Origin of the sequence: Nocardia alni, from assembly GCF_019038435.1 — a bacterium.
Lineage (GTDB): Bacteria > Actinomycetota > Actinomycetes > Mycobacteriales > Mycobacteriaceae > Nocardia > Nocardia alni.
Genome location: NZ_JAGPOX010000024.1, coordinates 1 through 20,803, shown reverse-complemented (window position 1 = coordinate 20,803; position 20,803 = coordinate 1). Strand labels below are relative to the sequence as shown.

The following is a 20,803-nucleotide window of genomic DNA, read 5'->3' as shown; positions in this document are numbered from 1 at the left end:
GATACCTCCTTCTCCGGGCAACGATGCCCAGCTATATAATGTATCCAGTAAGTTAGGCGCGCCCCCGAAACCGTGTCAACGGTTGTAGCTGTATAAATTCGAGCGATTTTCACGGTCGCCCGGAACATCCCGTCGGCGTCGACAGCGCTCCTATTACTAGGATAGTGAATACAGTATACTCTAGATCGGCCGCCTTCCGGCCAGTGTGGAAAGTCTGAAAATCAGCGCAACCGGATCACCGAGTTCGCGGAGTACGGGGCGCTGACCGAGCGCGTCGCCGCGAAGGCCCGCAGCCACATCAAGGAGATGGAAGATGACTGAACCCGAACCGCACTCCGGCGTCTACGTGGATGGCGCCTGGCGCGCCGGGAGCGACGGCCGGACCTTCGAGGTGCGCAACCCCGCGGACGACTCGGTGCTGGCCACCCTCGCGGACGCGAGCGCACCCGACGCGAGCGACGCCCTGGCGGCCGCTGCCGCCGCGCAGTCCTCCTGGGGAGCGACCCCGGTCGGGACGCGAGCCGGGCTGCTGCGCGAGCTGCACAACGCGGTCCTGGAGCGCGCCGAAGAGTTCGCCGATCTGATCACCGCCGAGAGCGGCAAGACCCTGGCCGACGCCCGCGGCGAGGTCGGCTACGGCGCCCAGTTCCTGGCCTGGTTCGCCGACCAGGCCAGCCAGCTCCCGCACGGCGAGCACTACACCGACCCGGCGGGGGCGGTGCGCATTCTGACCCAGTACCGGCCGGTCGGCCCCTGCCTGCTGATCACGCCGTGGAACTTCCCGCTGGCGATGATCACCCGCAAGCTGGCGCCGGCACTGGCGGCCGGCTGCACGAGTGTCGTCAAGCCCGCAGCGCAGACGCCGCTGACCGCGGTCCGGCTGGTCGAGCTGCTGCACGAGCTGGGTCTGCCGGCCGGCGTGGTCAATCTGCTCTCCACTACGCGGGCGGTAGAGGTCTCCGAGGCGGTCTTCGCCTCGCCGGCGCTGCGCAAGGTCTCCTTCACCGGCTCGACCGGGGTCGGCAGTGCGCTGCTGCGCGCGGGCGCCGAGCGGGTGGTGAACTCCTCGATGGAGCTGGGCGGGGATGCCCCGCTGATCGTCTTCGACGACGCCGAGCCTGACCATCTCGACCAGGTGCTGGTCGCCAAGCTCCGCAACAGCGGGCAGTCCTGCATCGCGGCCAACCGGATCCTGGTGCAGGACGCGAGCGCGGACGCGTTCGTGGAGGCGCTCGCCGAACGGTTCCACGCCCTGCGCGTCGGCGCCGGCCGGGCCGAGGGTACGGACGTCGGTCCGCTGATCGACGACGCGGCGGTGCGGAAGGTCTCCCGGCTGGTGGACGAGGCGGTCGCGGCCGGCGCCCGGATCGCCGCGCAGGCGCCGCTGCCCGAGGGCCCTGGCAGCTACTACCCGCCCACACTCCTCGTGGACGTGCCCGGGGAATGCGCCATCGCACGGGAGGAGATCTTCGGTCCGGTGGCCTGCGTGAGCCGCTTCAAGGACGAGGCGGACGCGATCCGGACGGCCAACGCCACCCAGGCCGGCCTGGCCTCCTACGTCTTCACACAGGACCTGTCCAAGGCGCTGCGGGTGGGTACGGCGTTGGACTTCGGGATCGTCGGGGTGAACCGCGGCTTCGTTTCCACCGCCGCCGCACCCTTCGGCGGAATCAAGACCTCGGGTCTCGGCCGCGAGGGCGGGCTCCACGGCCTGGACGAGTACCTGGAGTGCCAGTACCTGTCCCTGCCGGTGAACTCCCCCACCTGAGGTGCGACAGCCGCCCAGTGCCAAGAGAGGTGCGGCGCTGGGCGGCTGTCGGTGGCGGATCGCTCAGGCGGCGCCGTGTCGGGACCAGCCGGCGATCACCTCGTCGCTGGAGGCGACGAAGACGGACGGCCGCAGGATCGCCATCGCGTGCTCGTGCGCCTCGCGGGTGTAGCTGGCCGAAGCGTCCTCGATGACCGCGGTGAAGTACCCGTAGGCCATCGCGTGCCGGGCGGTGAAGTCGATGCCGATGTCGGTGGCCACCCCGGCCAGCAGCACGGTGGTGATGCCGCGGGCCCGCAGCCGGGCGTCCGCGGGGGTGTTGTGGAAGAGCGAGGGGACCGACTTCTCGATCACCAGCTCGTCCGGCTCCGGCTCGAAGCCCTCCAGGAACGCGGTGTCCTGCCCGCCCGGCTGCATGTAGTGGTCGGGCCGGTTCTCTCCGTGGGTGCGGCGGGTGATCCGCCACCTGGTCAGCAGGTCCATCAGCTCGGGCCGGGGCGCCAGGTGGCGGCTGCGCACGATCAGCGCCCCGCTCTCCCGGGCCGCGCCCATCAGCTTGCGCCAGACCGGGGCCAGCCGGGGAGTCTCGCCGGTCTGGCCGGCCAGACCGTTCTGCAGGTCCCACAGCACCAGGGCGCACTTCTCCGGCCGGAGCAGCTCGTCGAGCGAGCTGGGCACGATGCCGCGATCGGGGCTGGTCTCAGCCATGGAGTTCCCTCCGTCTCAGTTGTTCTGTCAGATGCCGTCGACGAACGGCTCGATGCTCGCGAAGTACGCCGCCGGGTCCGTACCGGACAGGGGGATCCCCTGGTACGCGGCGTGCGGTCACCGCTGCGGCGACCGCCTCCTGGACTGGATCGGACGGACTGCGGGGAAGTCCTCGATCACCTGGCCGATCCCCGCCTCCCGGGCGCGCCGCACCACCAGGGCGGCCAGCGCGATGTCCTGCTCGGCGGTGCCGACCGACTTGAAGAGCACCCGCTCGGAGTCCGAGCGCCTGCCCTGCGCCGGATCCTGCAGCACCTGCCACAGCTCCTTGACCTCCTGCTCGGAGGTCAAGTGCAGCTCGGTCGCGGCCAGTCCGTCGCCGGACTCGCGGACGTGCGGGAGGTCGTCGACCACGACTCGGCTGCGGGACCACAGGTCCATATCCACCTCCCGGTGCTGCGGTCGCACCGAGGAGATCCCGCAGACCAGTGCCCCCTCCCGGACGGCGTCTCCGCGGATCACCGGCTCGCTCCCGGCGCGGATGGCGCTGAGTACCACGTCGGCGCTCTTCAGCGCGGCCGTGGTGTCCCCGATAGGCTCGATGTCCAGGTCCAGCCGGGTCGAGAGATCCCGGGCGAACTGTTCACGGTTGGCCACGGTCCGGCTGCAGACCAGCACGCGGTCCGGACGCAGCACCGTGGCACTGGCCTCCAGCAGGGCCCGCGCCTGGGTTCCGGAGCCGATCACGGTGACCTGCCGAGCATTGCTCGGGGCCAGGTGTTTGACCGCGATCGCGGCGGTGGCGGCCGTGCGGAAGGCGGTGATCCAGTCCGCGTCCAGCATTGCGACCAGTTCCCCGGTCTCCAGGTCGGTCATCGCGATGACGTAACGGACCCCGTGCACGGGGTGGTAGTTCATCGCCTTGTAGCCGGCGTAGCCGGTGTCGTAGGCGATCACCGGCATCAGCCGGTGGAAGCCCCGGGCACCGCTGACGTCCATGGTGATCCGGGGCGGGAGCTCCAGGGCTCCTTCGGTCGGCCGGGAGAGCATCCGCTCCAGGCCGGTGACGACGTCGGCATCCGCCATCAGGTCGCGGATGACGGCATCTCGCAGCAGCAACATGTGTCCTGCCCCTACTCGGGGTTGCGGCCGAGGTAGAACTCGGTCAGGTCGCTGGAGGGGAGTTCGTCGATGATGCCGGCCTTGAGGGCGCCCTCGGCGATTCGGCGCATCGCGCCGTCGCTGAGGCGCATCGCCGGCGAGCGGAGGGAGCCGCCGTTGAAGCCGTTCAGCCACTCCATGTACTTCCAACCGACCCGGTGGATGTAGTGGGCTCCGGAGTAGCTCTGGGAGAACGCCAGGCGGGCGGCCCGCGCGGGCTGGATCCGCCACCAGATCTCCATCGCCTCGTCCCAGCGGTCCTGGTGCATGAGGTCGAAGTACCTCGGCACCGCGTCACCGAAGAACTGGAAGTTGCTGGTCCCCATCCACTGCATGCCGAACCACTGCACGAAACCGGGAGCGGTGGCCTCCCGCGGGTCGGAGATCAGCAGGCGGTCCGAGCAGAGCCGGAGCATGTCGGTGTGGGCGCCGTTGCCGGTGCCGCCCTCGCACTTGAGGGCAACCGCCCGCGGGTGGTCGGCGAGCCGGCCGACCAGTTGCGGGGAGAGCTGGCCCGGGTGCAGCCGGCCGAAGTTCCAGTGGTCCACCGAGAAGAGCACGGTGGCCAGCGGGACGGCGTCCATGATCTTGGTCGAGTAGTCGTAGACGTCCTGCTCGGTACGCGGGTAGAAGGTCTGCGGGTACGAGAGCAGCAGCAGGCTGGCGCCCGCGTCGGCGCCGGCCTGCCCGACCCGGACAACGTCGTCCGCGGCATCGAAGTTCGCGTGGACGACCAGGTGGAAGTCCTCACCGCCCTCGTCCTTGACGATCTCCATGAACCGGATGTACTCGTCCACCGTGGTGCCGCACTCCGAGACCGCGAGGGAGCCCCAGAAGCCCAGCTCCTTGATCCGGCGCACGTCGTGGCGGATGGCGGGCTCGTTCAGTTTCTTCATGTCCTGGGAGAAGGACGGCATCACGACGTTGCAGACGCCGCGCATGTTCTCGCGGGCCCATTCCTTGGACTCGCTTTCGGTGTATGTGGGCATACCAGTGATTTCCTTTCCGTAACGCAAGATGTTCAGTCGGTGGGGATCAGGCCCTCGTCGGGCCGCCCCAGCGCGGCTTCGCGGAAGCGCGGCGATTTGCCTCCGGAGAGCACGCCCATCCACTGGTCCAGGCTCTCCTTCGAGTACTCCAGGACCCGGAACGGGAAGTCCGCGGGATCGTCGACCTTGACGCCGTCGGTCTCGCATTCGCAGATGAATTCCATCGGATCGAGGAAGTAGCAGAAGATGTAGTCGCCCGGGCCGTGCCGGCCGGGGCCGTAGAGCTTCTCCCCGGTCTTCGTCCTGCTCGCCCGGCCGATGTGCCGGAAGAACTGGTTGAGCTCCGGCATCTCCCAGGCCACGTGGTTGAGCGAGGGGTGCGGGGCCCGGTTGAAGGCCACCGTGTGGTGGTCGCGGTTGCTGTACAGGAAGGACATGTCCTGGGCGCGCCACTCGCGGACCGCGAAGCCGAGGATGTCGCAGTACCACTCGGTGGCCTTCTCGATATTCCCCGAGTTGAGCACGATGTGGGCCAGGAACGCCGGGACGGCGTCCGGCAGTTCGGCCGGGTCGGGCCCCTCGGCGGGCGGGGTGCGGAGGGCGAACTCCACGCGTCGGCCTTCCAGGTCGACGAAGTGGAATCCCTCGGTCATACCGGGGCAGCAGGGGATGTCCTCGAGGATCGGAACGCCGCGCTCCTCGATCCGCGCCCGCACCTCGTCGAAGCGCTCCCGCTCCGGGGTGACCAGGCAGAAGTGGTCGACCGCCTTCTTCTCGGAAATGACCAGCACAAGGGAGTAGTCCTCCCCGACGTCCCGGCTGGCACCCAGGCGTACGGTCCCGTCCTCCCGACCGACCTCGTGCAGGCCCCAGTCGGTGGAATAGAAGTCCACCGCCTCCGGCGCCTTCGGCGAGGCCAGCGCCACATGGTGCAATGTCATCTGCATCGCGATTGCTCCTCTCCCCTGGTTCCCCAGATGGTTCGTGATTTCCTCCGCACCCGGCGGGCGCGCTGGTCCCGGCGGGCAAGCAGCTTCCAGAGCTTGCGTGCTCACGACTCCTCCATCCGCTATTATTGGATACTGTATCCACTTAGAGCTTGTTGTCAACCTTCCGTGGAGCGAGCCGGAACCCCACCGTCGAAGACCCGCAGGCGGCAGCTTGTCGGCACGGCGTATGAACCAGCCGCACACCGCGCCCGCGAGGATCAGCCGCGCTGCTCCTCGGCCGGCCGTCGGCCCTGCTCCGCCGCGCTCTTGTCGATCCGGTACAGGATGAAGTTCCGCGAGGTCATCACGTGCTCCCGCATGACCTCCCGGGCCCGCTCCAGATCGCCCGCGGACAGCGCCGCGATCAGGCGCTCGTGCTCGGCCGTGGCCGTGCTGCGCCCCGGCTCGTTGGTGACCATGCTGGCCAGATGGGTGTGGATCCGGGTCCGGACGTCGATGATCACCTCGGAGACCATCGTCCCGGGGCCGGCGATCAACTGGTGCAGCCGGCGGTCGAGTTCCATGAACTCTTCGCCGCGCTCACCTTTCATCTGCTCATTGAGCGCCCGGAGCTGGTCGATCGTGTCGGACGGCACGACGCCCCGCTTCACCAGGGCATGGTCCTCCAGGGCGATCCGGATGTCCACAAGCTCCAGGATCTGGTCGACGGTCGGCCTGGAGACCACGAACTGGTGATAGGGGGCCGCCTTGACCAGTGACTCGGCCTGCAGCCGGCGCAGCGCCTCGCGAACCGGGATCCGGCTGACGCCGTACCGCTCGGCGAGATGTACCTGGTTCAGATTGGAGCCGTTGGACAGGACGCCGCGCACGATGTCGTCGCGCAAGCGCTCGTACACGGCGTCGGCAAGCGACGCGCGAGGCACCAGCGTGTCCTTCGGATCCCTGCTCATGGTCGATTCCCTTCACCCTAAACTATAAACAGTATACAGAATGGCTCGGGACGACTCGCGCCGGACACGGTGTCAGCTGAGCGCGTCCCACAAGGTGGAGTACATCTCCTGGAATTCGGCGCTCCTCTTGAAACCGATCCCGCGCGGGTGAGCCGCGTTCGATCTCACCGCGACGCGGCCGTAAATATCGACGTTCATCTGACCGTACGGGCGAAGTCGGTGACGAAACGTGTGAGTAGACGGGCGAACTCGGCACGCTCGCGGGACGACCACTGCGCGGTGGTGCGGGCGAAGACCGCGCGGCGGGCATCGTGGACCCGCGACAATTCGGTGCGAGCCTTGGGGGTCAAGCGCAGGACCACACGACGGGCGTCGGCTTGGTCGGCCTCGCGGCGAAGGAGTCCCTCGGACACAGCGCGAGCGACAAGGCGGCTTGCACGCGGTTGGTCGACATCGAGGGCGTGGGCGATGTCGGTCACCGTGGCGGCGTCGGTGAGGGCCTCGACCGCGTCGAGTACACCGAACAGAGCGGAGTCGAGGGCAAACGCGATCCCCTTGGCGCCCAAGCGGTTCAGGGTGTAGAAGACATGCACCTGGAGGTAGTGGTGTCCACTCCCCAACCGTTCGGCTACTGGCTCGAGCACATCGATCGGGGCATCGAGGAGAGTTTCGTCGCCCTGCTCGCCGCCGACGGCCTGGTTCGCCGGTCCTGGCAGTTGCTGCACACCCTCGCGGTCGCCGGACCCCTGGCGCCACCCGACCTCGATCGAGCGGTTTCCCCGTTCCTCGACGAGTCCGATCCGGCCACCGTGCCCTACGTGGAGCAGTTGGCCGAGCGCGGCTGGGTGGTCCGAAGCGACGACAGTGACTATGCCCTCACCGCAGCCGGTCGCACCGCCCACGACGACCTGTTCGAACGCGCGCAGGCGCAGCGGGGCGCGATCATGAACGGTTTGACACCCGCGGACTTCCACACGCTCGTCGATCTATTGCAGCACGTCGCCGGCAATGTCGATCGCCTTGTGCATCAAGCGAACCAATCACAACCCAGGCTCGCTACGGGGTAGGCACCGCGCAAACACGTGCGCAGGATCCTCGCCGAGCTTGAGCCTCCCGGTCGATCCAGCTGCGCCGGTGTCCAGAAACGTTGGCCGATCTGCCGGTGCCTTGGCATCGGATCGCACGTCTCACACTTCTTTTCAGGATTTGAAAATTCGGTACTTCAAGTTTTGGATATGCTCAATAGCCGATGGTGAAGCGGCGCTGCACGAAACGCGGAAGCTCCGCCTCGTCGAGAATGGCGACGGCGGCGTCCTCGGCGGATATTCGGCTGCGCCCCTCGGCGTCCATGACGGGCTGGTCGCCGCCGATCCGGAAGCGGCCGGTACGCTCGCCGGGGGCGATTTCCACGGCCGGGCTGAGGTAGGTCCAGAGCCGGTTGGAGGTGCGAAAGAGGTTCAGCGCGTCACCGTGGCCCCGCATTGCCGCGGCATACTCCCTGGGCAGGCCGAAGCCGTCGATCGCGGCATTGAGAAGCTCGTCGGAGTCGGCGAACACCAATCCGGGCTCGACCTCGAGATTCGCGGCGCCGCCGACGACAATGAGCCGGATCCGGGGGCGGATTGCCAGTGCGGTCAGCAGCGCCGCGGCTGCCCGGGCGTAGATGCCGGGGTCGCTGATCGCGCGCGCTACAGCGTCGGCTGGGTCATTGGCGGCGTTGCCGGCTCCGAATCCGCTGATCAGGACGTCGAGGCCAGGGAGGACCGCGGCGATGCTGCCGGCATCGGTGGCATCGATGCTCTTCCATCGAATGTTCTCACGGCTGTCCTGAATGCTGGAGATGTCGCGGCTGAACGCTGTGACCTGGTGTACGCGATCGAGCGCCTCCGTGACGATGCGGCTGCCGATGGTGCCGGTGGCACCGATAACTCCGATATGCATGATTCTCCAGATTGTGTAATGAAACGTTTATCGGCGCTGGTCCTCGCGAGCGCGACCCCGGCCTCGAGCTATTCACCGCCGATATCGTCGCCCGGGCCGACGCAATATCTGTTGCGGTCTTCTGGGCGGGCCCCGCAGAGGTCGGCTGCGATGCGGAACAGTCCAATACGTTCCGCTGGCCAATTCTCTTGTTGGTCGTGGTAGATCTGGTGCATCAGGCGGTCGGCGGCATCGGCCGAACCAAGCATGAGCTGGCAGAACAGTCGCAGCTCCGCGTGCGGCGCGGAGTCGTGCCGGGTGATGAATTCCTGTTCGGACATGCCTTTGCCCGGTCAGAGTCCGAACAGGGCAAACGGCCCGGTGCCGTGGAACGCGACTACCCTGCAGACGCCCTCGACGCCGATCGTCAGGACGTGCAGTGCGTGGGGGTGCCGCGCACCGTCGTGGCCGCGGGTGTACACCGCGAAGGCGGGCTGTCCATTGGCGGAGGTGGCGACCAGTTCGGCCGGACCGATTATCCGCATCTGCCTGGCCAGGAAGGCCAGGATGGTGTCGCGGCCCTCGAACCAGGTCGCGATCGGCGGCATCTCCCATCGCGCGTCCTCGGTCAGTACCGCGACGAGTTGATCGATGTCCGCGGTCGCGAATGCGGTGACGTATCGGTCGAGCAGGGCTCGCTGTCGTGGTTCGTCCGGTTCGGTCAGACCGTCCTGGCTGAGTGGAACCTGGGCTCGCGCGCGCTGCAGTGTGCTGTTGACGGCCGCTGTCGTCATCTCCAGCAGTTCCGCGACTTCCGCGGCTCGCCATTGCAGCACGTCGCGCAGGATCAGCACGGCTCGCTGTCGCGGTGGTAGCTGCTGGAGTGCCCCCATCAGGGCCAGGCGCATGGTTTGTCGTTGCACCACGACGGTTGCCGGGTCGGCCGGGGTGGCGGTGAACAGGAAGTCGGGTATCGGTTGGAGCCACGGTATCTCCGGGCTTCGCTTGGCCAGCCCGGCGTCGGGGTGCGCCTCGGGGGCGCCGAGATCGGCGGGCAGCGGCCTGTGTCTGCTTCTTTCCAGCGCCTTGAAGCAGGCTCGGGTCGCGATGCGGTAGAGCCAGGTGCGCAGCGACGATCGGCCCTCGAACCTGCGGTAGGCCCGCCAGGCGTCGAGATAGACGTCCTGAACCACTTCCTCGGCCTCCTCGGCCGAGCCGAGCATGCGGTAGCAATACGCGATCAGCTCGCGTCGGTACGGTTCGCTCAGGCGTCCGAAATCCTCGGTCTCGGTCCTGATCTCAGTCACAGTGTGCATGATCCGCCTATCCTGGTGTCGTTCATCGAGAGACGGTGATGTCGGACATGTCGATCGCGACCAGGACGATCCGATCGTCGCCCATGGTGGTGTAGGCCCGCCGGGCGGCCGGGATGATGATGCCCCCGACGTCGCGGTAGTCCGCGGCGTGGAGCTGCGACTCGGTGCCCGGGTCGACGATGTCGATGGCGAAGTCGTGGCGGCGCAGCAGTCCGTCGGGGCCGAAGCAGAACACCTGCTTGCGGGAGTGGGTCTTGATGTGGTCGGGGAAGGTCACGTGCAGCCGCCGCCATATCTCACCGTCGGCCTCGATGGGTGCGACCTCCTCGCAGACGAACCCGGGCCATGTGAACAGGAACGGCGTGTTCAGGTACGTCCATAGTGCTTCACCGGTGAAGTACGCGAGATGCAGGTCGTCCCAGGGTGTTTGGAAACTGTGGCCGTCGAAGGACCGCTCCGGGTCGTCGCGTACGTCGATCACGGTGCCGTCGAGGTGCTGCAGGGCGACCCGGTCGGTCTCGAACAGCGAGCGCCGGTCTCGACCGAGAAAGTCCATGCTCAGCCGTTCCCGTTTGGTGTCCACCTCGACGCGGACGTCCCCCATGTCCTTTCCCTTGATCTGCCAGAAGGCTCCGCCGATGGTGGCGTCGACGTTGATCGCCCGGATCCGGTTCCACCGGTCCAGACCGCCGTGCGCGGCGACCGCGGTCGTGAGTAGGTCGTTCATTGCTGTGTTCCTGTCTTCGATTGCCCCGGACACCATCCGGTGTGTGGCGGATGGCGTCCGGGGCGTGTCGTGGTCAGTCGACGATGATTCCGCCGGTGAGGTTGGCGACGGTTCCGGTCATCGCGGATGCTTGGTCGGAGGCCAGGAATACCGCGACCGATGCGAGTTCAGCCAGCGCGGTGAGCTGTTTGCGGTGGGTCATCTGGGCGGCGCCGGTGATCATGGCGTCCTTGGGGATGCCGATCGCGTCGGCGTGCAGCCCGTACACGGTATGGATGATGGGTGTCTCGAGCATGCCCGTGGTGCGCAGGCAGACCGAGCGGACGCCGTACTGGGCCCATTCGGCCGACAGCGCGCGGTTCAGGGCCTCCATCGCCGCCCAGCCGACGCTCATCCCGCCGACCAGCGGCAAGGCGATGCGAGCAGGTTCGGGAGTGTTCATCATGATCACTCCCGAACCCCGGGGAATCATGTGCCGGGCAGCGGATTTCGCGGTCACGAAATGAGACTGGGCGTATGCCGTGATCGGCCGCAGGAAGTTCTCGACCGGGAGGTCGGCCAACGGGATTCCCTGCAACCCTTGCGGCGAGATTCCGGTCGCGTTGAACGACACGTCGATACCACCGGCGTCGGCGACAACCGCGGCGAGGTGCTCGGTGACAGACTTCTCGTCCAGGGCGTCGACCACAGCGGTCTCGACGGCCCCGCCCGCAGCGGAGATCTCCTTGGCGACGGTGTTGACGTTGTCGATATTTCGCCCGGTCAGGAAGACCCTGGCGCCTTCGTGAGCGAATGCGCGTGCGACCGCACCGCCGACCGCCCCGCCCGCACCGTAGACGACCACTGTCTTGTTTTCGAGCAACATGTTCTTCTCTTCCTTGTCGTTCACGCGAGCGCGTGAAGTCCGTGGCCGATGAGCTGGTATTCCCCCAGCTCGTCTCGATTGCCGGTATCCCCGCACAACCGTGCGATCTCGGCACCGACGATGGTGGGCGTGAGCAGCGGTTCGAGTGCCGCGGTGAACGTGGCGGTGTCGATTCCCCGGCGCTGGGCGTAGGCCGCGACACCGGCGGCACCGAGATCGGTGGCAGGCGTGATTTGCGGCAACACGGTGGCGAAACGGATGCCGAGCGAGGCGCGTCGCGATTCGTCCGCGGACATCGCCACCACCAGACTGCCCGGTCCCAGTGGATGTCGCAGCGCCGCAAGGATCCAGTGGAAAGCGTGTCGAGTGTCGACATGCCAGTTGCGGCTGAACGATTCCCACGATTGTTCATGCACCGGACCTGCGGCGGGCGTGGCCCTCATTCTGGTCATAGCGACCACCTCCTACCAATACAGAGGCGACCACAGCGCAAAAGTCATCGGAACCCACGACAGACACCGATAGGTTGGAATTACGGCTTCTCGACGCACCGTCGCCGTGTGCTATGCCGTGGTCGCGAGGCGGCTGGTTCGTCTGTTGTCGGCGGGCAGCGTGGTGCCGAGATGGCCTGTCGCGTCCACGGCGCCCCAGTCACGGTTGCCCGATGGATTCCGCGGTACCGGTTGCTGACCTGCAAACTAACGAACCGGTGGGACAACCGGTGACCGATACCGAAGGTGGGGACCCGATGTCATCGGGTTCTGGATCACGGTAGTGCGTGCAGGGTGGGCCGGCTGGTCGGCGACGGGTCGAGGGCGGCGAGTGTCTCGGCGGAGGGGGGCGTGGATAGTTGCGCGACGAGTCCGTCGAGTACCTGGCTGACATGCAGTGCGAACGGTGGGGTTGCTAGTCCGAGGGCGCGGATCCGGTGCCGATGGGCGCACAGACCCAAGCAGGTCAGCGAGGCTTGCTCGATGCGCAGGTCGAGCAGGGGGCGGGGGATCTCGGGCACGAGGACGCCGATGCGGGCGTAGTAGGCGTGTTGCATCTGTTGATGTGCCTCGGGCAGATTCTCGAGGTGGCGCACGTCGTGCAGCAACTGCTCGAGAAAGGGCAGGTAGTAGCAGTCCGGGTCCTCGGCGAGTTCCATCAGCGGTAACTGGTGTGTCTCCAGGACTCGGCGCAGGTCCGCGGGCGGGGTTCTGGCGACCAGCAGTGTGCGGCGGCGGGTCAGGTCGTCGAGACGGTTGGTCAGAATGGCGGCGATCAGCGCTTGTTTGGATCCGAAGTGGTATTGCACCGCCGACTTGTTGGACATGCCGGCCTCGCTGACGATCCGGCTCAGCGGAGCGCCATCGAGCCCGTGCACCGCGTAGAGGCGTTCCGCGGTGAGGATCAGCTGCTGCTTGGCCGAGCGGCCGAGGGAAGACACGGAGCTGGTCATGTTCTCATCCAACCACTCTGGACATTTCTAAGGTATATACCTTAAAGTTCAGTACATCACATTAACTCTGGAGAGTGCGGCAGCTCATGTCAGGATGCCGCCCGATACGGCCCCGGCGCCGAGATCTTGCAAACCACCGAAGCCGATGAGGCACAACGTGTTTCGTAAGGCACCGTGGCAACTCCGGTGTCCCGGATTCCAGTTCGAGAAAGAGAGCAGGCCATGGCAGGACTTCAGGGCCGGGTGGCGTTCATCACCGGCGCGGCGCGTGGGCAGGGGCGCGCCCACGCGATACGGCTGGCCCAGGAGGGCGCCGACATCATCGGGGTCGATATCTGCGCGGATATCCCATCGATGACCTACCCCAACGCGAGCGAAGCCGATCTCCAGGAGACCGAGCAGCTCGTGGAGAAGCAGGGCCGACGGATGGTCGCGATGAAAGCCGACGTCCGTGACTATCACGAACTGCGTGCGGCATTCGAGAAGGGCTATCGAGAGTTCGGCCGGGTCGACATCGTCATCGCGAACGCGGGCATCATCCGGCTGGGTGAGGAGGAGGATTTTCTCACCGAATGGCAGGACGTGATCGGCACCAACCTGACCGGCGTATTCCACACCGTGCGTGCGGCGTTGCCGGAGTTGCGGGCGGGCGGGCGTGGTGGATCGATCGTGCTCACCAGTTCCACCGCGGGACTCAAGGCGACACCATCGTTGAATGCCAGTGGCAGTGCCTACACCGCGGCCAAGCGCGGTCTGGTCGGGCTGATGCAAGGGCTCGCGGGTTATCTTGCGCCGGAGTGGATTCGGGTGAACACGATCCATCCGACCGGGGTGGCCAGCGGGATGACCATGAACCCGGCGATGAGCGCGTTGATGGAGCAGGCCGCCGCCGGGGGGCAGAACGCCATCTCGGGTATGCAGAACGCGTTACCGCTGCCGATCCTGCAACCCGAGGACATCGCCAACGCGGTCGCCTTCCTCGTCTCCGACGAAGCGAAATTCATCACCGGCACCGCCTGGCCACTCGACGCCGGTTTCACGATCCGGTGAACCACCACCATCACCGCCCGGCCACGACGTCGGCCGAGTCACACCCTTCCTGGAGGATTGCATGACAGACACCACGGCATCGCGAGGCCGGGTCGCCGGCAAACGCGTCCTGATCACCGGCGCCGCGCGCGGAATGGGGCGCAGCCACGCCGTCCGGCTGGCCGAGGAAGGCGCCGATCTGATCCTGATCGACATCTGCCGCTCCCTGCCCGAGCTCGAGTATCCGCTGTCGAGTCCGGAGGATCTCGCCGAAACCGCCGCGCTGGTCGAGAAACTCGGCCGCCGGGCGATCACCGCCGAGGTCGATGTCCGCGACGCAGCGGCGTTGGCGTCGGCGGTCCAGGACGCGGTGACCCAACTGGGCAGCCTGGACGCGGCGGTGGCCAACGCCGGCGTGCTGACTGCGGGGACCTGGCAGAACACCACCTCCGAACAGTGGCGCACCGTCGTGGACGTCAACCTCATCGGCACCTGGAACACCTGTGCCGCCGCGCTGCCGCATCTGGTCGAACGCGGCGGCAGCCTGGTCAACATCAGCTCGGCGGCCGGGCTGAAGGGCACCCCACTGCACACTCCCTACACCGCCGCCAAACACGGCGTCGTCGGGTTGAGCCGTGCATTGGCCAACGAGCTTGCCGCACAGAACATCCGGGTCAACACGGTGCACCCCACGGGCGTGGCGACCGGGATGGCGCCGGCCTCGCTGCACCAGTTGCTGATCGATGAACGCCCCGACCTCGCACCACTGTTCGCCAACGCGCTCCCGGTGATCATGACCGAGGCCGTCGATATCAGCAATGCGGTGCTGTACCTGATCTCCGACGAGGCCCGCCACGTCACCGGCACGGAACTCAAGGTCGATGCGGGGGTGACGCTGCGATGAGCACACAGGAGACAGCCGACAGCCCGGCCGCGCGCGATGCCGATCAGCGACGGCAGCGTGGGCGCGAGGCATTCCGCGACGTCATGACCGTCGACCCGCCCGAGGATTCGAGTCCCGCCACCGACGTGCTGCTCGAAGGCGTGTTCGCCGAGGTCTGGACTCGTCCGGCGCTGCGGCGCCGCGACCGCCGGTTCGTCACTCTGGCCTGCGTCGCCGACGCCGACGTCGAGCAGGAGATCGTCGAGCATGTGTACGCGGCGCTCAACAGCGGTGATGTAACCATCACCGAAATGCGCGAAGCGGTCCTGCATTTCGCCGTCTACGCTGGTTGGCCGAAGGCGTCCCGATTCGACGGCATCGTCGACAAGCAGTGGGAACGCATCCACCGCGAACGCGGCATCCCGGTCCCCGCGCGAGAACCGTTGCTGCCGTTGACCACTGCCAGCGATCCCGAAGCCCGGCTCGCAGGCGGCGAGCAATCGTTCCGCGACATCAACTGCCTGGCGTTCTCCCCGAACCGCGACAACCCGTTTCAGGGCGCGGGGATCTTGAACTTCGTATTCGGCGAGATGTGGTTGCGGCCGGGCCTGGGCATGAAGGAACGCCGGTTGATCACCCTGGCCTGCGTCGCATTCCAGGACGCTCCCACCCCGATCCTGTCCCACGTCTACGCGGCACTCGCGAGCCGGGAGGTGTCCTTCACCGAAATGGACGAACTCATCCGCCACATCGCGGTCTACTGCGGATGGCCCAAAGCCTCCCACTTGAACCATGCCGTCACCGAGGTCAAACCCCGAGTACTGGCCGAATGGCAGACCGAACACGCCCCGACCGGCCAGGAGCAGCCGTGACCGCAACCGATACGACTGTGCCCCACAATCTTTCGCTACCCGACACATCCTGGATCGAGGGCGAACGCGCCACGAACACCTCCGGCGGGAGCTACGAACACATCTTCCCCGGCACCGGTCTGTCGAATGCACGCATTCACCTGGCCGGCCCGGACGACATCGACCGCGCCGTCGCCTCCGGGCGCGAGGCACAGCGGGAATGGATGGCGCTGGGCACCGACCGCCGCCGTGACCTGCTCATCGACCTCGCCGACGCGATCGCCGCGCACATGGACGAGTTCTCCCAGCTCAACGTGCACGACTACGCGGTGCCGGTGTCGTTCGCGGCGAATACGATCATGCTGGAACGGTTCCTGCGGTACTTCGCCGGATACGTCGACAAACCCCACGGCCTCAGCACCCCGGTCCCCGGACTGTCGACAGATGTGAACCTGATCGAGCGCGAACCCTACGGCGTCGTCGCCGTCATCGCCCCCTGGAACGGGTCGATGGTCGTCGCCGGAGCCTGCCTCGCCCCCGCCCTGGCCGCGGGCAACGCCGTCGTGTTCAAACCCTCCGAACTGGCGCCGTTCGCTCCGCTGCGACTGGCCGAACTGTGCACCGAGGTCGGTCTGCCCGCAGGACTGGTCAACGTCGTCCCCACCCTCGCCGAAGGCAGCGAGGCCCTGGTGCGACACCCCGGTATCGGCAAGATCCACTTCACCGGCGGCGAATCCACTGCCCGCCGCATCCTGGCCACCGCGGCACAGAATCTCACCCCCGTGGTCACCGAACTGGGCGGCAAATCCGCCAATCTCGTCTTCGCCGACGCCGACCTCGACGCCGCCGCCCGGTTGGCCGCCTACCAGGGGCCGCTCACCCAATCCGGGCAGAGCTGCGCCTGCGCCAGCCGCATCCTGGTCCACGACTCCATCTACGACGGCTTCCTCGACAAATTCGTCACAGCAGTCCGAGCCGTCAAGATCGGCGATCCATTCGACCCCGCCACCACCTTCGGGCCCGTGATCAGCGCCACCGCCGCCGACCGCATCCTGGCCACCATCGACGACACCATCTCCACCGGCGCCGGCACACTACTGACCGGCGGCACACGACTCGGCGGTGACCTGGCCGCCGGATACTTCATCGAACCGACCGTATTCACCGACGTCGACAACCACTCACCCGTGGCTCGCATCGAAACCTTCGGCCCCGTCGTCTCGGTCATGCGATTCACCGACGAAAACGAAGCGATCCGCATCGCCAACGACACCCCCTATGGCCTGAACGCCTTCATCCAGACCACCGACCTCACCCGCGCCCACCGCGTCGCACGCCAACTCGACGCCGGATCGATCTGGATCAACACCTTCAGCGATATCGCCCCCCAAGGCCCCTACGGCGGATACAAACACAGCGGCAACGGCCGCACCGGTGGCCTGGACGGCTACTACGAATTCCTGCGCACCAAAAATATCCGCATCGCACTCCCCTGACCACATTGCAGCGCCCGGGCCGGCGTCTCGTGGAGCATGACCTCCTGCCGCCGAGCCCCTCTCGGCGTCGGCCATACCCGTGAGTCCCATCTCGCGCACCTTGTTCGCACGTTCGGTGGTCCCCCACGGGACTTACAGGTCGCTACCCACACCGGCGACCTTGCTGCCATCCACGATGCCGGCTACGTCCGCATCATCGGGCGCTTCCGTGGCCGGACGATCCGTCCATCCCCGCCATCGAGCCCTCGGCCCGCCACGAGCGCAACAGCTCGTAGTAGGCCAGGGCACCGTCGCCGTAGCGGGCGCCGGAGAAGAGGTCCTCGCCGGTCTTGGCGTTGCCCTCACCGTTGTAGTACCCGGGCGTGCAGTCGGCGTAGAACTGGAAGCTCGCCTTGTTCTTCTCCGAGTTGACGATCAGGTCGACGTACTCGTCCACCCCGGCGGATGCGGGCTCGACGCTGGAGAGACCTCGTTCGCGGCTCTCGGCGATGATGTAGGCGACGTGCAGGGCGAGCTCGTCGATCAGGTGCACCGCGTTCACGGCCATGGCGGTCTGCACGTTGCCGCCCACGAAGAACAGGTTGGGGAAGCCGTCCGTGCTCACCCCGTGCAGGGTCCGGACCTGGCGCTTCCAGTGCTCGGACAGGGCCGTCCCCCGAGCAGCGACGTCGAAGCCCGCCAGCCGGGTGTACGGGATCGCCGCCTCGAATCCGGTGGCGAAGATGAGGCAGTCGACCTCGTACTCGTCCTCACCGACGACGACGGCGGTCTCGGTGAACCCGGTGACCCCCTGGCCATCGGTGTCCACCAGGGTCACGTTCTCCCGGTTGAAGGCGGGCAGGTAGTCGTCGTGGAAGCAGGGCCGCTTGCACCACCACCGGTACCACGGGGTGAGCGCCGCGGCCGTGTCCGGGTCCTCGATGAGCTCGGCGATCCGCTTCCGAAAGCCGTTCATCACCTTGTAGTCGTTGATCTCCGCGAAGTGGAGCAGTTCCTCCGTCGTGGGCGTGCGGCCCAGGCGCTCGGCCAGCTGTGCGGCGGTCTCCGGGATGAGGATATCGAGGTTCTTCGTCCAGCCGTCCCCGACCGGGTCCTCGTCCGGCCGCAGGCCGAGCAGGTAGGACTGGAAGTTCTCGCGACGGGCCCGCTGCCAGCCAGGCTGGGACATGTCCACCCAGTCGGCCGGCGTCTCGCACTGCCCGCGCACCCCGACGGTCGACGGGGTGCGCTGGAAGACCACCAGCTCCTTGGCCCATTTCGCCACCTCGGGCACGATCTGGACCGCCGTGGCCCCCGTTCCGATGACCCCGACGCGCTTGTCCTTCAGCTTGGTCAGGTCCGGCTGCGACGGGTCCCCGCCGGTGTAGCCGTAGTCCCAGCGGCTGGAGTGGAACGTGTGCGGGCGGAACACGTCGATGCCCGGCAGATTCGGCAGCTTCGGCAGGCTCTGCCGCCCACATGCCAGCACCAGGTGGTCCGCGGTCAGTTCGTCGCCCCGGTCCGTGGTGAGGAACCAGCGCTGCTGGTCCTCCTGCCACTCGGCGCCGGTGATTGTGGTCTGGAACAGCGCCTTGTCGTAGAGTCCGTACGCCTTGCCGATCCGCTGGCTGTGCTGCAGCAGCTCCGGCGCGTAGGAGTACCGGTGCCGCGGTGCGTAGTCGAGCTCCTCGAGCAGCGGCAGATAGATGTGCGCCTCCAGGTCGCACATGGCCCCGGGATAGCGGTTCCAGTACCAGGTGCCGCCGAAGTCCGCACCGATCTCGATGATCCTGATGTCGTCAACCCCGGCCTCGCGCAGCCGCGCTCCCATGACCAGCCCGCCGAAGCCACCGCCCGCGACGATCACCGTCGTGTGATCCCGGACGGGCTCACGGGTGAAGTCCGGGTCCGCCCAGGGGTCGGCGCCGAAGGCGGCGAACTTGCCGCCGGTGCCGACGTACTGGCCCTGTCCCTCGGGCCGGATGCGCTTGCCGCGCTCCTCGGCATACTTCTGCTCGAGGGCCACCGGATCGAAATCCAGCTGCCCGACAAGCGCGTCCTGCAACATCGTTGTTCCCTTCGCCGTGCGTGCCGGCGAGCCGAGGCTCCGACGTCGTCGTCGTGCGTGTCCTGACGGCCGTGACGGGCGCCTCGCCCGCACCTACAGTCAAGCGCCCCGTCAGGGCGAGGCGTAGCGACCAGAGTCGCGTCTGACCAGAGACATGCGTCGCGGCTCCACACGACCGCTGATGCTCCTCGGTCGCGCGCCGACCGTATCTCCGCAGGGCCGTCGCGACGTTTGTCCCGTTGACATGCGTTATCTCAGCACCGTTTCATGAGACGCACGATTTGGCACGGTGTGCCGTTCACCGGCACGGAGGAGACACCATGGATGCTGTCCCGACTGCTCAGCAGACGCCGCTGAGCGACCGGCTCAACCGGATTCCGGTGATGACCCGGACTCACAAGGCGTGGACCGTCTTGCTGGGGGGCCTGCTCCTGGTCGACATGGCCGACCTCAACACCTTCGCCTTCGCGGCGCCGGCTATCCGCGCGGACTGGCACCTCTCCGTCGAGGGCGTCGGCACAATCACCGCGGCATCCTTCCTGGGCATGTTCGTCGGGTCGATCGCAGGAGGCCGGGTCGCGGACCGGATCGGCCGCAAGAAGGTCATCCTCGGCGCGACGGCGTTCTTCTCGCTGTTCTCCCTCGTATCCGCCTTCGCGGTGGGCGTCGCGGACCTCGTCGCGTACCGGGCGCTCACCGGGTTCGGCCTCCAGGCGATGACGGTCGTCGTGCTGACCTACGTCTCGGAGATGTTCCCTCGGCTGCATCGCGGCCGTTCGCAGACGTGGATCGTCGCGGTCAGCCTGCTGGGCGTCCCGGCGATGGCGTGGTTCGCCCGCTGGGTGGTGCCCACCGGGCCGTCGGCCTGGCGCTGGATCTTCGTCCTCGGCACCGTGGGCGTACTGCTCCTGGTACTGGTAGCCCGGTGGCTGCCGGAGTCCGTCCGCTGGCTCGAGGCCAACGGACGGGGAGCGCAAGGGGTCGCGATCGTCGAGCGGATCGAAGCCGAGGCCCGCGCGGCCACCGGCGCCGACCTGCCCGCGGTCACGCACGAGCCCGCCGTCGAGACGGGAAGGGCGGTCGACCTGGTCCGCGGCGGCTATCTCGAGCGCACCATCGTCCTCAGCGTGACGATGATGCTGGCCCTGTCCGGCTTCTACGGGTTCAACTCATGGATGCCGACGCTGCTCACCGAGCACGGGTTCACCGCGGCGCAGTCGCTCACCTACTCGTCCATCCTCTCGCTCGCAGCCTTCCCCGGCGCGCTCGTCGCGCTGCTGTTCATCGACAAGGTCGAGCGACGTACGGCGGTTCTGGTGATCTACGCGGCCGTCGCGGCGCTGTGCGTGGTCTTCGGGTTCACCGGCAGCGACGGCGTCCTGCTGGCCAGCGGCTTGCTCATCACCATGCTGCTGCAGATGGCGACCGCGTGCATGTACACCTACCTGCCCGAGATCTTCCCGACGAACCTCCGGGCCCTCGGCGCGGGGCTCGGCAACGGTGCGGGCCGGCTCGCGACCTTCGCCACGACGTTCTTCGTCTCCGCGCTGCTCTCTCTGGTGGGTTTCACCGCAGTCTTCCTGTACTTGGCGGTGGTCATCCTGCTGGCCGGTCTCACGATTGGCATCCTCGGCGAGCGGACCCGGGGCCGCAGCCTCGAGGAGATCACCCTGGTCGGCGGAGCCGGGGAGACCGCGAC

The 20,803-nt window shown here is 67.3% G+C and carries 21 protein-coding genes; 7 read left to right on the top strand and 14 right to left on the bottom strand.

Annotated elements, in window-relative coordinates:
• Positions 1–313: 313 nt before the first annotated feature.
• A complete protein-coding gene (locus JZ791_RS12115) occupies positions 314–1,768 on the top strand; it encodes an NAD-dependent succinate-semialdehyde dehydrogenase (RefSeq protein ID WP_216894350.1) in 1,455 nt (484 codons plus the stop codon).
• 63 nt (positions 1,769–1,831) lie between these two features.
• Here JZ791_RS12115 and JZ791_RS12110 read toward each other — a convergent pair whose 3' ends face one another.
• The 6 genes from JZ791_RS12110 to JZ791_RS12085 form a co-directional block, all read right to left on the bottom strand.
• Positions 1,832–2,476 carry a cysteine hydrolase family protein gene (locus tag JZ791_RS12110; protein WP_216894349.1) on the bottom strand — a complete coding sequence of 215 codons (645 nt, stop codon included), beginning with the start codon at positions 2,474–2,476 and terminating at the stop codon, positions 1,832–1,834.
• Between the two features lie 117 nt (positions 2,477–2,593).
• Positions 2,594–3,598, bottom strand: a complete 1,005-nt coding sequence (locus JZ791_RS12105) for an ornithine cyclodeaminase family protein (protein ID WP_216894348.1) — start codon at positions 3,596–3,598, stop codon at positions 2,594–2,596.
• 11 nt (positions 3,599–3,609) lie between these two features.
• Positions 3,610–4,626: a dihydrodipicolinate synthase family protein gene (locus tag JZ791_RS12100; RefSeq protein WP_216894347.1), complete on the bottom strand. Its 1,017-nt coding sequence runs from the start codon at positions 4,624–4,626 to the stop codon at positions 3,610–3,612.
• Between the two features lie 32 nt (positions 4,627–4,658).
• Positions 4,659–5,573 (bottom strand): VOC family protein, encoded by a 915-nt coding sequence (locus JZ791_RS12095; protein ID WP_216894346.1) that lies wholly within the window; start codon positions 5,571–5,573, stop codon positions 4,659–4,661.
• Between the two features lie 260 nt (positions 5,574–5,833).
• A complete protein-coding gene (locus tag JZ791_RS12090) occupies positions 5,834–6,526 on the bottom strand; it encodes a GntR family transcriptional regulator (RefSeq protein WP_216894345.1) in 693 nt (230 codons plus the stop codon).
• A gap of 194 nt (positions 6,527–6,720) precedes the next feature.
• Positions 6,721–7,119 (bottom strand): MarR family winged helix-turn-helix transcriptional regulator, encoded by a 399-nt coding sequence (locus JZ791_RS12085; RefSeq protein ID WP_216894344.1) that lies wholly within the window; start codon positions 7,117–7,119, stop codon positions 6,721–6,723.
• Between JZ791_RS12085 and JZ791_RS12080 the strand changes: the two genes are divergently transcribed.
• Positions 7,114–7,593: a MarR family winged helix-turn-helix transcriptional regulator gene (locus JZ791_RS12080; RefSeq protein ID WP_216894343.1), complete on the top strand. Its 480-nt coding sequence runs from the start codon at positions 7,114–7,116 to the stop codon at positions 7,591–7,593. The genes JZ791_RS12085 and JZ791_RS12080 overlap by 6 nt on opposite strands.
• Before the next feature lie 172 nt (positions 7,594–7,765).
• Here JZ791_RS12080 and JZ791_RS12075 read toward each other — a convergent pair whose 3' ends face one another.
• The 7 genes from JZ791_RS12075 to JZ791_RS12045 form a co-directional block, all read right to left on the bottom strand.
• A complete protein-coding gene (locus JZ791_RS12075) occupies positions 7,766–8,467 on the bottom strand; it encodes an NAD(P)-dependent oxidoreductase (RefSeq protein WP_216894342.1) in 702 nt (233 codons plus the stop codon).
• A 68-nt stretch (positions 8,468–8,535) separates the two neighbouring features.
• A complete protein-coding gene (locus tag JZ791_RS12070) occupies positions 8,536–8,787 on the bottom strand; it encodes a hypothetical protein (RefSeq protein WP_216894341.1) in 252 nt (83 codons plus the stop codon).
• 12 nt (positions 8,788–8,799) lie between these two features.
• A complete protein-coding gene (locus tag JZ791_RS12065; protein WP_216894340.1) occupies positions 8,800–9,762 on the bottom strand; it encodes a sigma-70 family RNA polymerase sigma factor in 963 nt (320 codons plus the stop codon).
• A 22-nt stretch (positions 9,763–9,784) separates the two neighbouring features.
• On the bottom strand, positions 9,785–10,489 hold the full coding sequence (locus tag JZ791_RS12060; RefSeq protein ID WP_216894339.1) for a hypothetical protein: 705 nt from the start codon (positions 10,487–10,489) through the stop codon (positions 9,785–9,787).
• 73 nt (positions 10,490–10,562) lie between these two features.
• Positions 10,563–11,378 (bottom strand): SDR family NAD(P)-dependent oxidoreductase, encoded by an 816-nt coding sequence (locus JZ791_RS12055; protein WP_308162894.1) that lies wholly within the window; start codon positions 11,376–11,378, stop codon positions 10,563–10,565.
• Positions 11,375–11,806, bottom strand: a complete 432-nt coding sequence (locus JZ791_RS12050; protein WP_216894338.1) for a hypothetical protein — start codon at positions 11,804–11,806, stop codon at positions 11,375–11,377. Before JZ791_RS12050 ends, JZ791_RS12055 begins: the two co-directional genes overlap by 4 nt.
• Positions 11,807–12,120: 314 nt before the next feature.
• Entirely contained in the window at positions 12,121–12,798 is a 678-nt protein-coding gene (locus JZ791_RS12045; protein WP_216894337.1) for a TetR/AcrR family transcriptional regulator, read from the bottom strand.
• 222 nt (positions 12,799–13,020) lie between these two features.
• Here JZ791_RS12045 and JZ791_RS12040 point away from each other — a divergent pair, with 222 nt between their 5' ends.
• The 4 genes from JZ791_RS12040 (at position 13,021) to JZ791_RS12025 (ending at position 17,057) form a co-directional block, all read left to right on the top strand.
• Positions 13,021–13,848, top strand: coding sequence for a mycofactocin-coupled SDR family oxidoreductase (locus JZ791_RS12040; RefSeq protein ID WP_216894336.1), 828 nt, complete (start codon positions 13,021–13,023; stop codon positions 13,846–13,848).
• Positions 13,849–13,909: 61 nt separating this feature from the next.
• On the top strand, positions 13,910–14,731 hold the full coding sequence (locus JZ791_RS12035) for a mycofactocin-coupled SDR family oxidoreductase (protein WP_216894335.1): 822 nt from the start codon (positions 13,910–13,912) through the stop codon (positions 14,729–14,731).
• Entirely contained in the window at positions 14,728–15,582 is an 855-nt protein-coding gene (locus tag JZ791_RS12030) for a carboxymuconolactone decarboxylase family protein (RefSeq protein WP_216894334.1), read from the top strand. The genes JZ791_RS12035 and JZ791_RS12030 overlap by 4 nt, the downstream gene beginning before the upstream one ends.
• Entirely contained in the window at positions 15,579–17,057 is a 1,479-nt protein-coding gene (locus tag JZ791_RS12025; RefSeq protein ID WP_438804509.1) for an aldehyde dehydrogenase family protein, read from the top strand. Before JZ791_RS12030 ends, JZ791_RS12025 begins: the two co-directional genes overlap by 4 nt.
• Positions 17,058–17,250: 193 nt before the next feature.
• On the opposite strand, the gene JZ791_RS12020 is transcribed toward JZ791_RS12025, so the two are convergent.
• Positions 17,251–19,104 (bottom strand): flavin-containing monooxygenase, encoded by a 1,854-nt coding sequence (locus JZ791_RS12020; protein ID WP_216894332.1) that lies wholly within the window; start codon positions 19,102–19,104, stop codon positions 17,251–17,253.
• Positions 19,105–19,424: 320 nt separating this feature from the next.
• On the opposite strand from JZ791_RS12020, the gene JZ791_RS12015 reads away from it, so the two are divergent.
• Positions 19,425–20,803 (top strand): MFS transporter (locus tag JZ791_RS12015; RefSeq protein WP_216894331.1); only part of this gene is annotated, 1,379 nt, incomplete at its 3' end.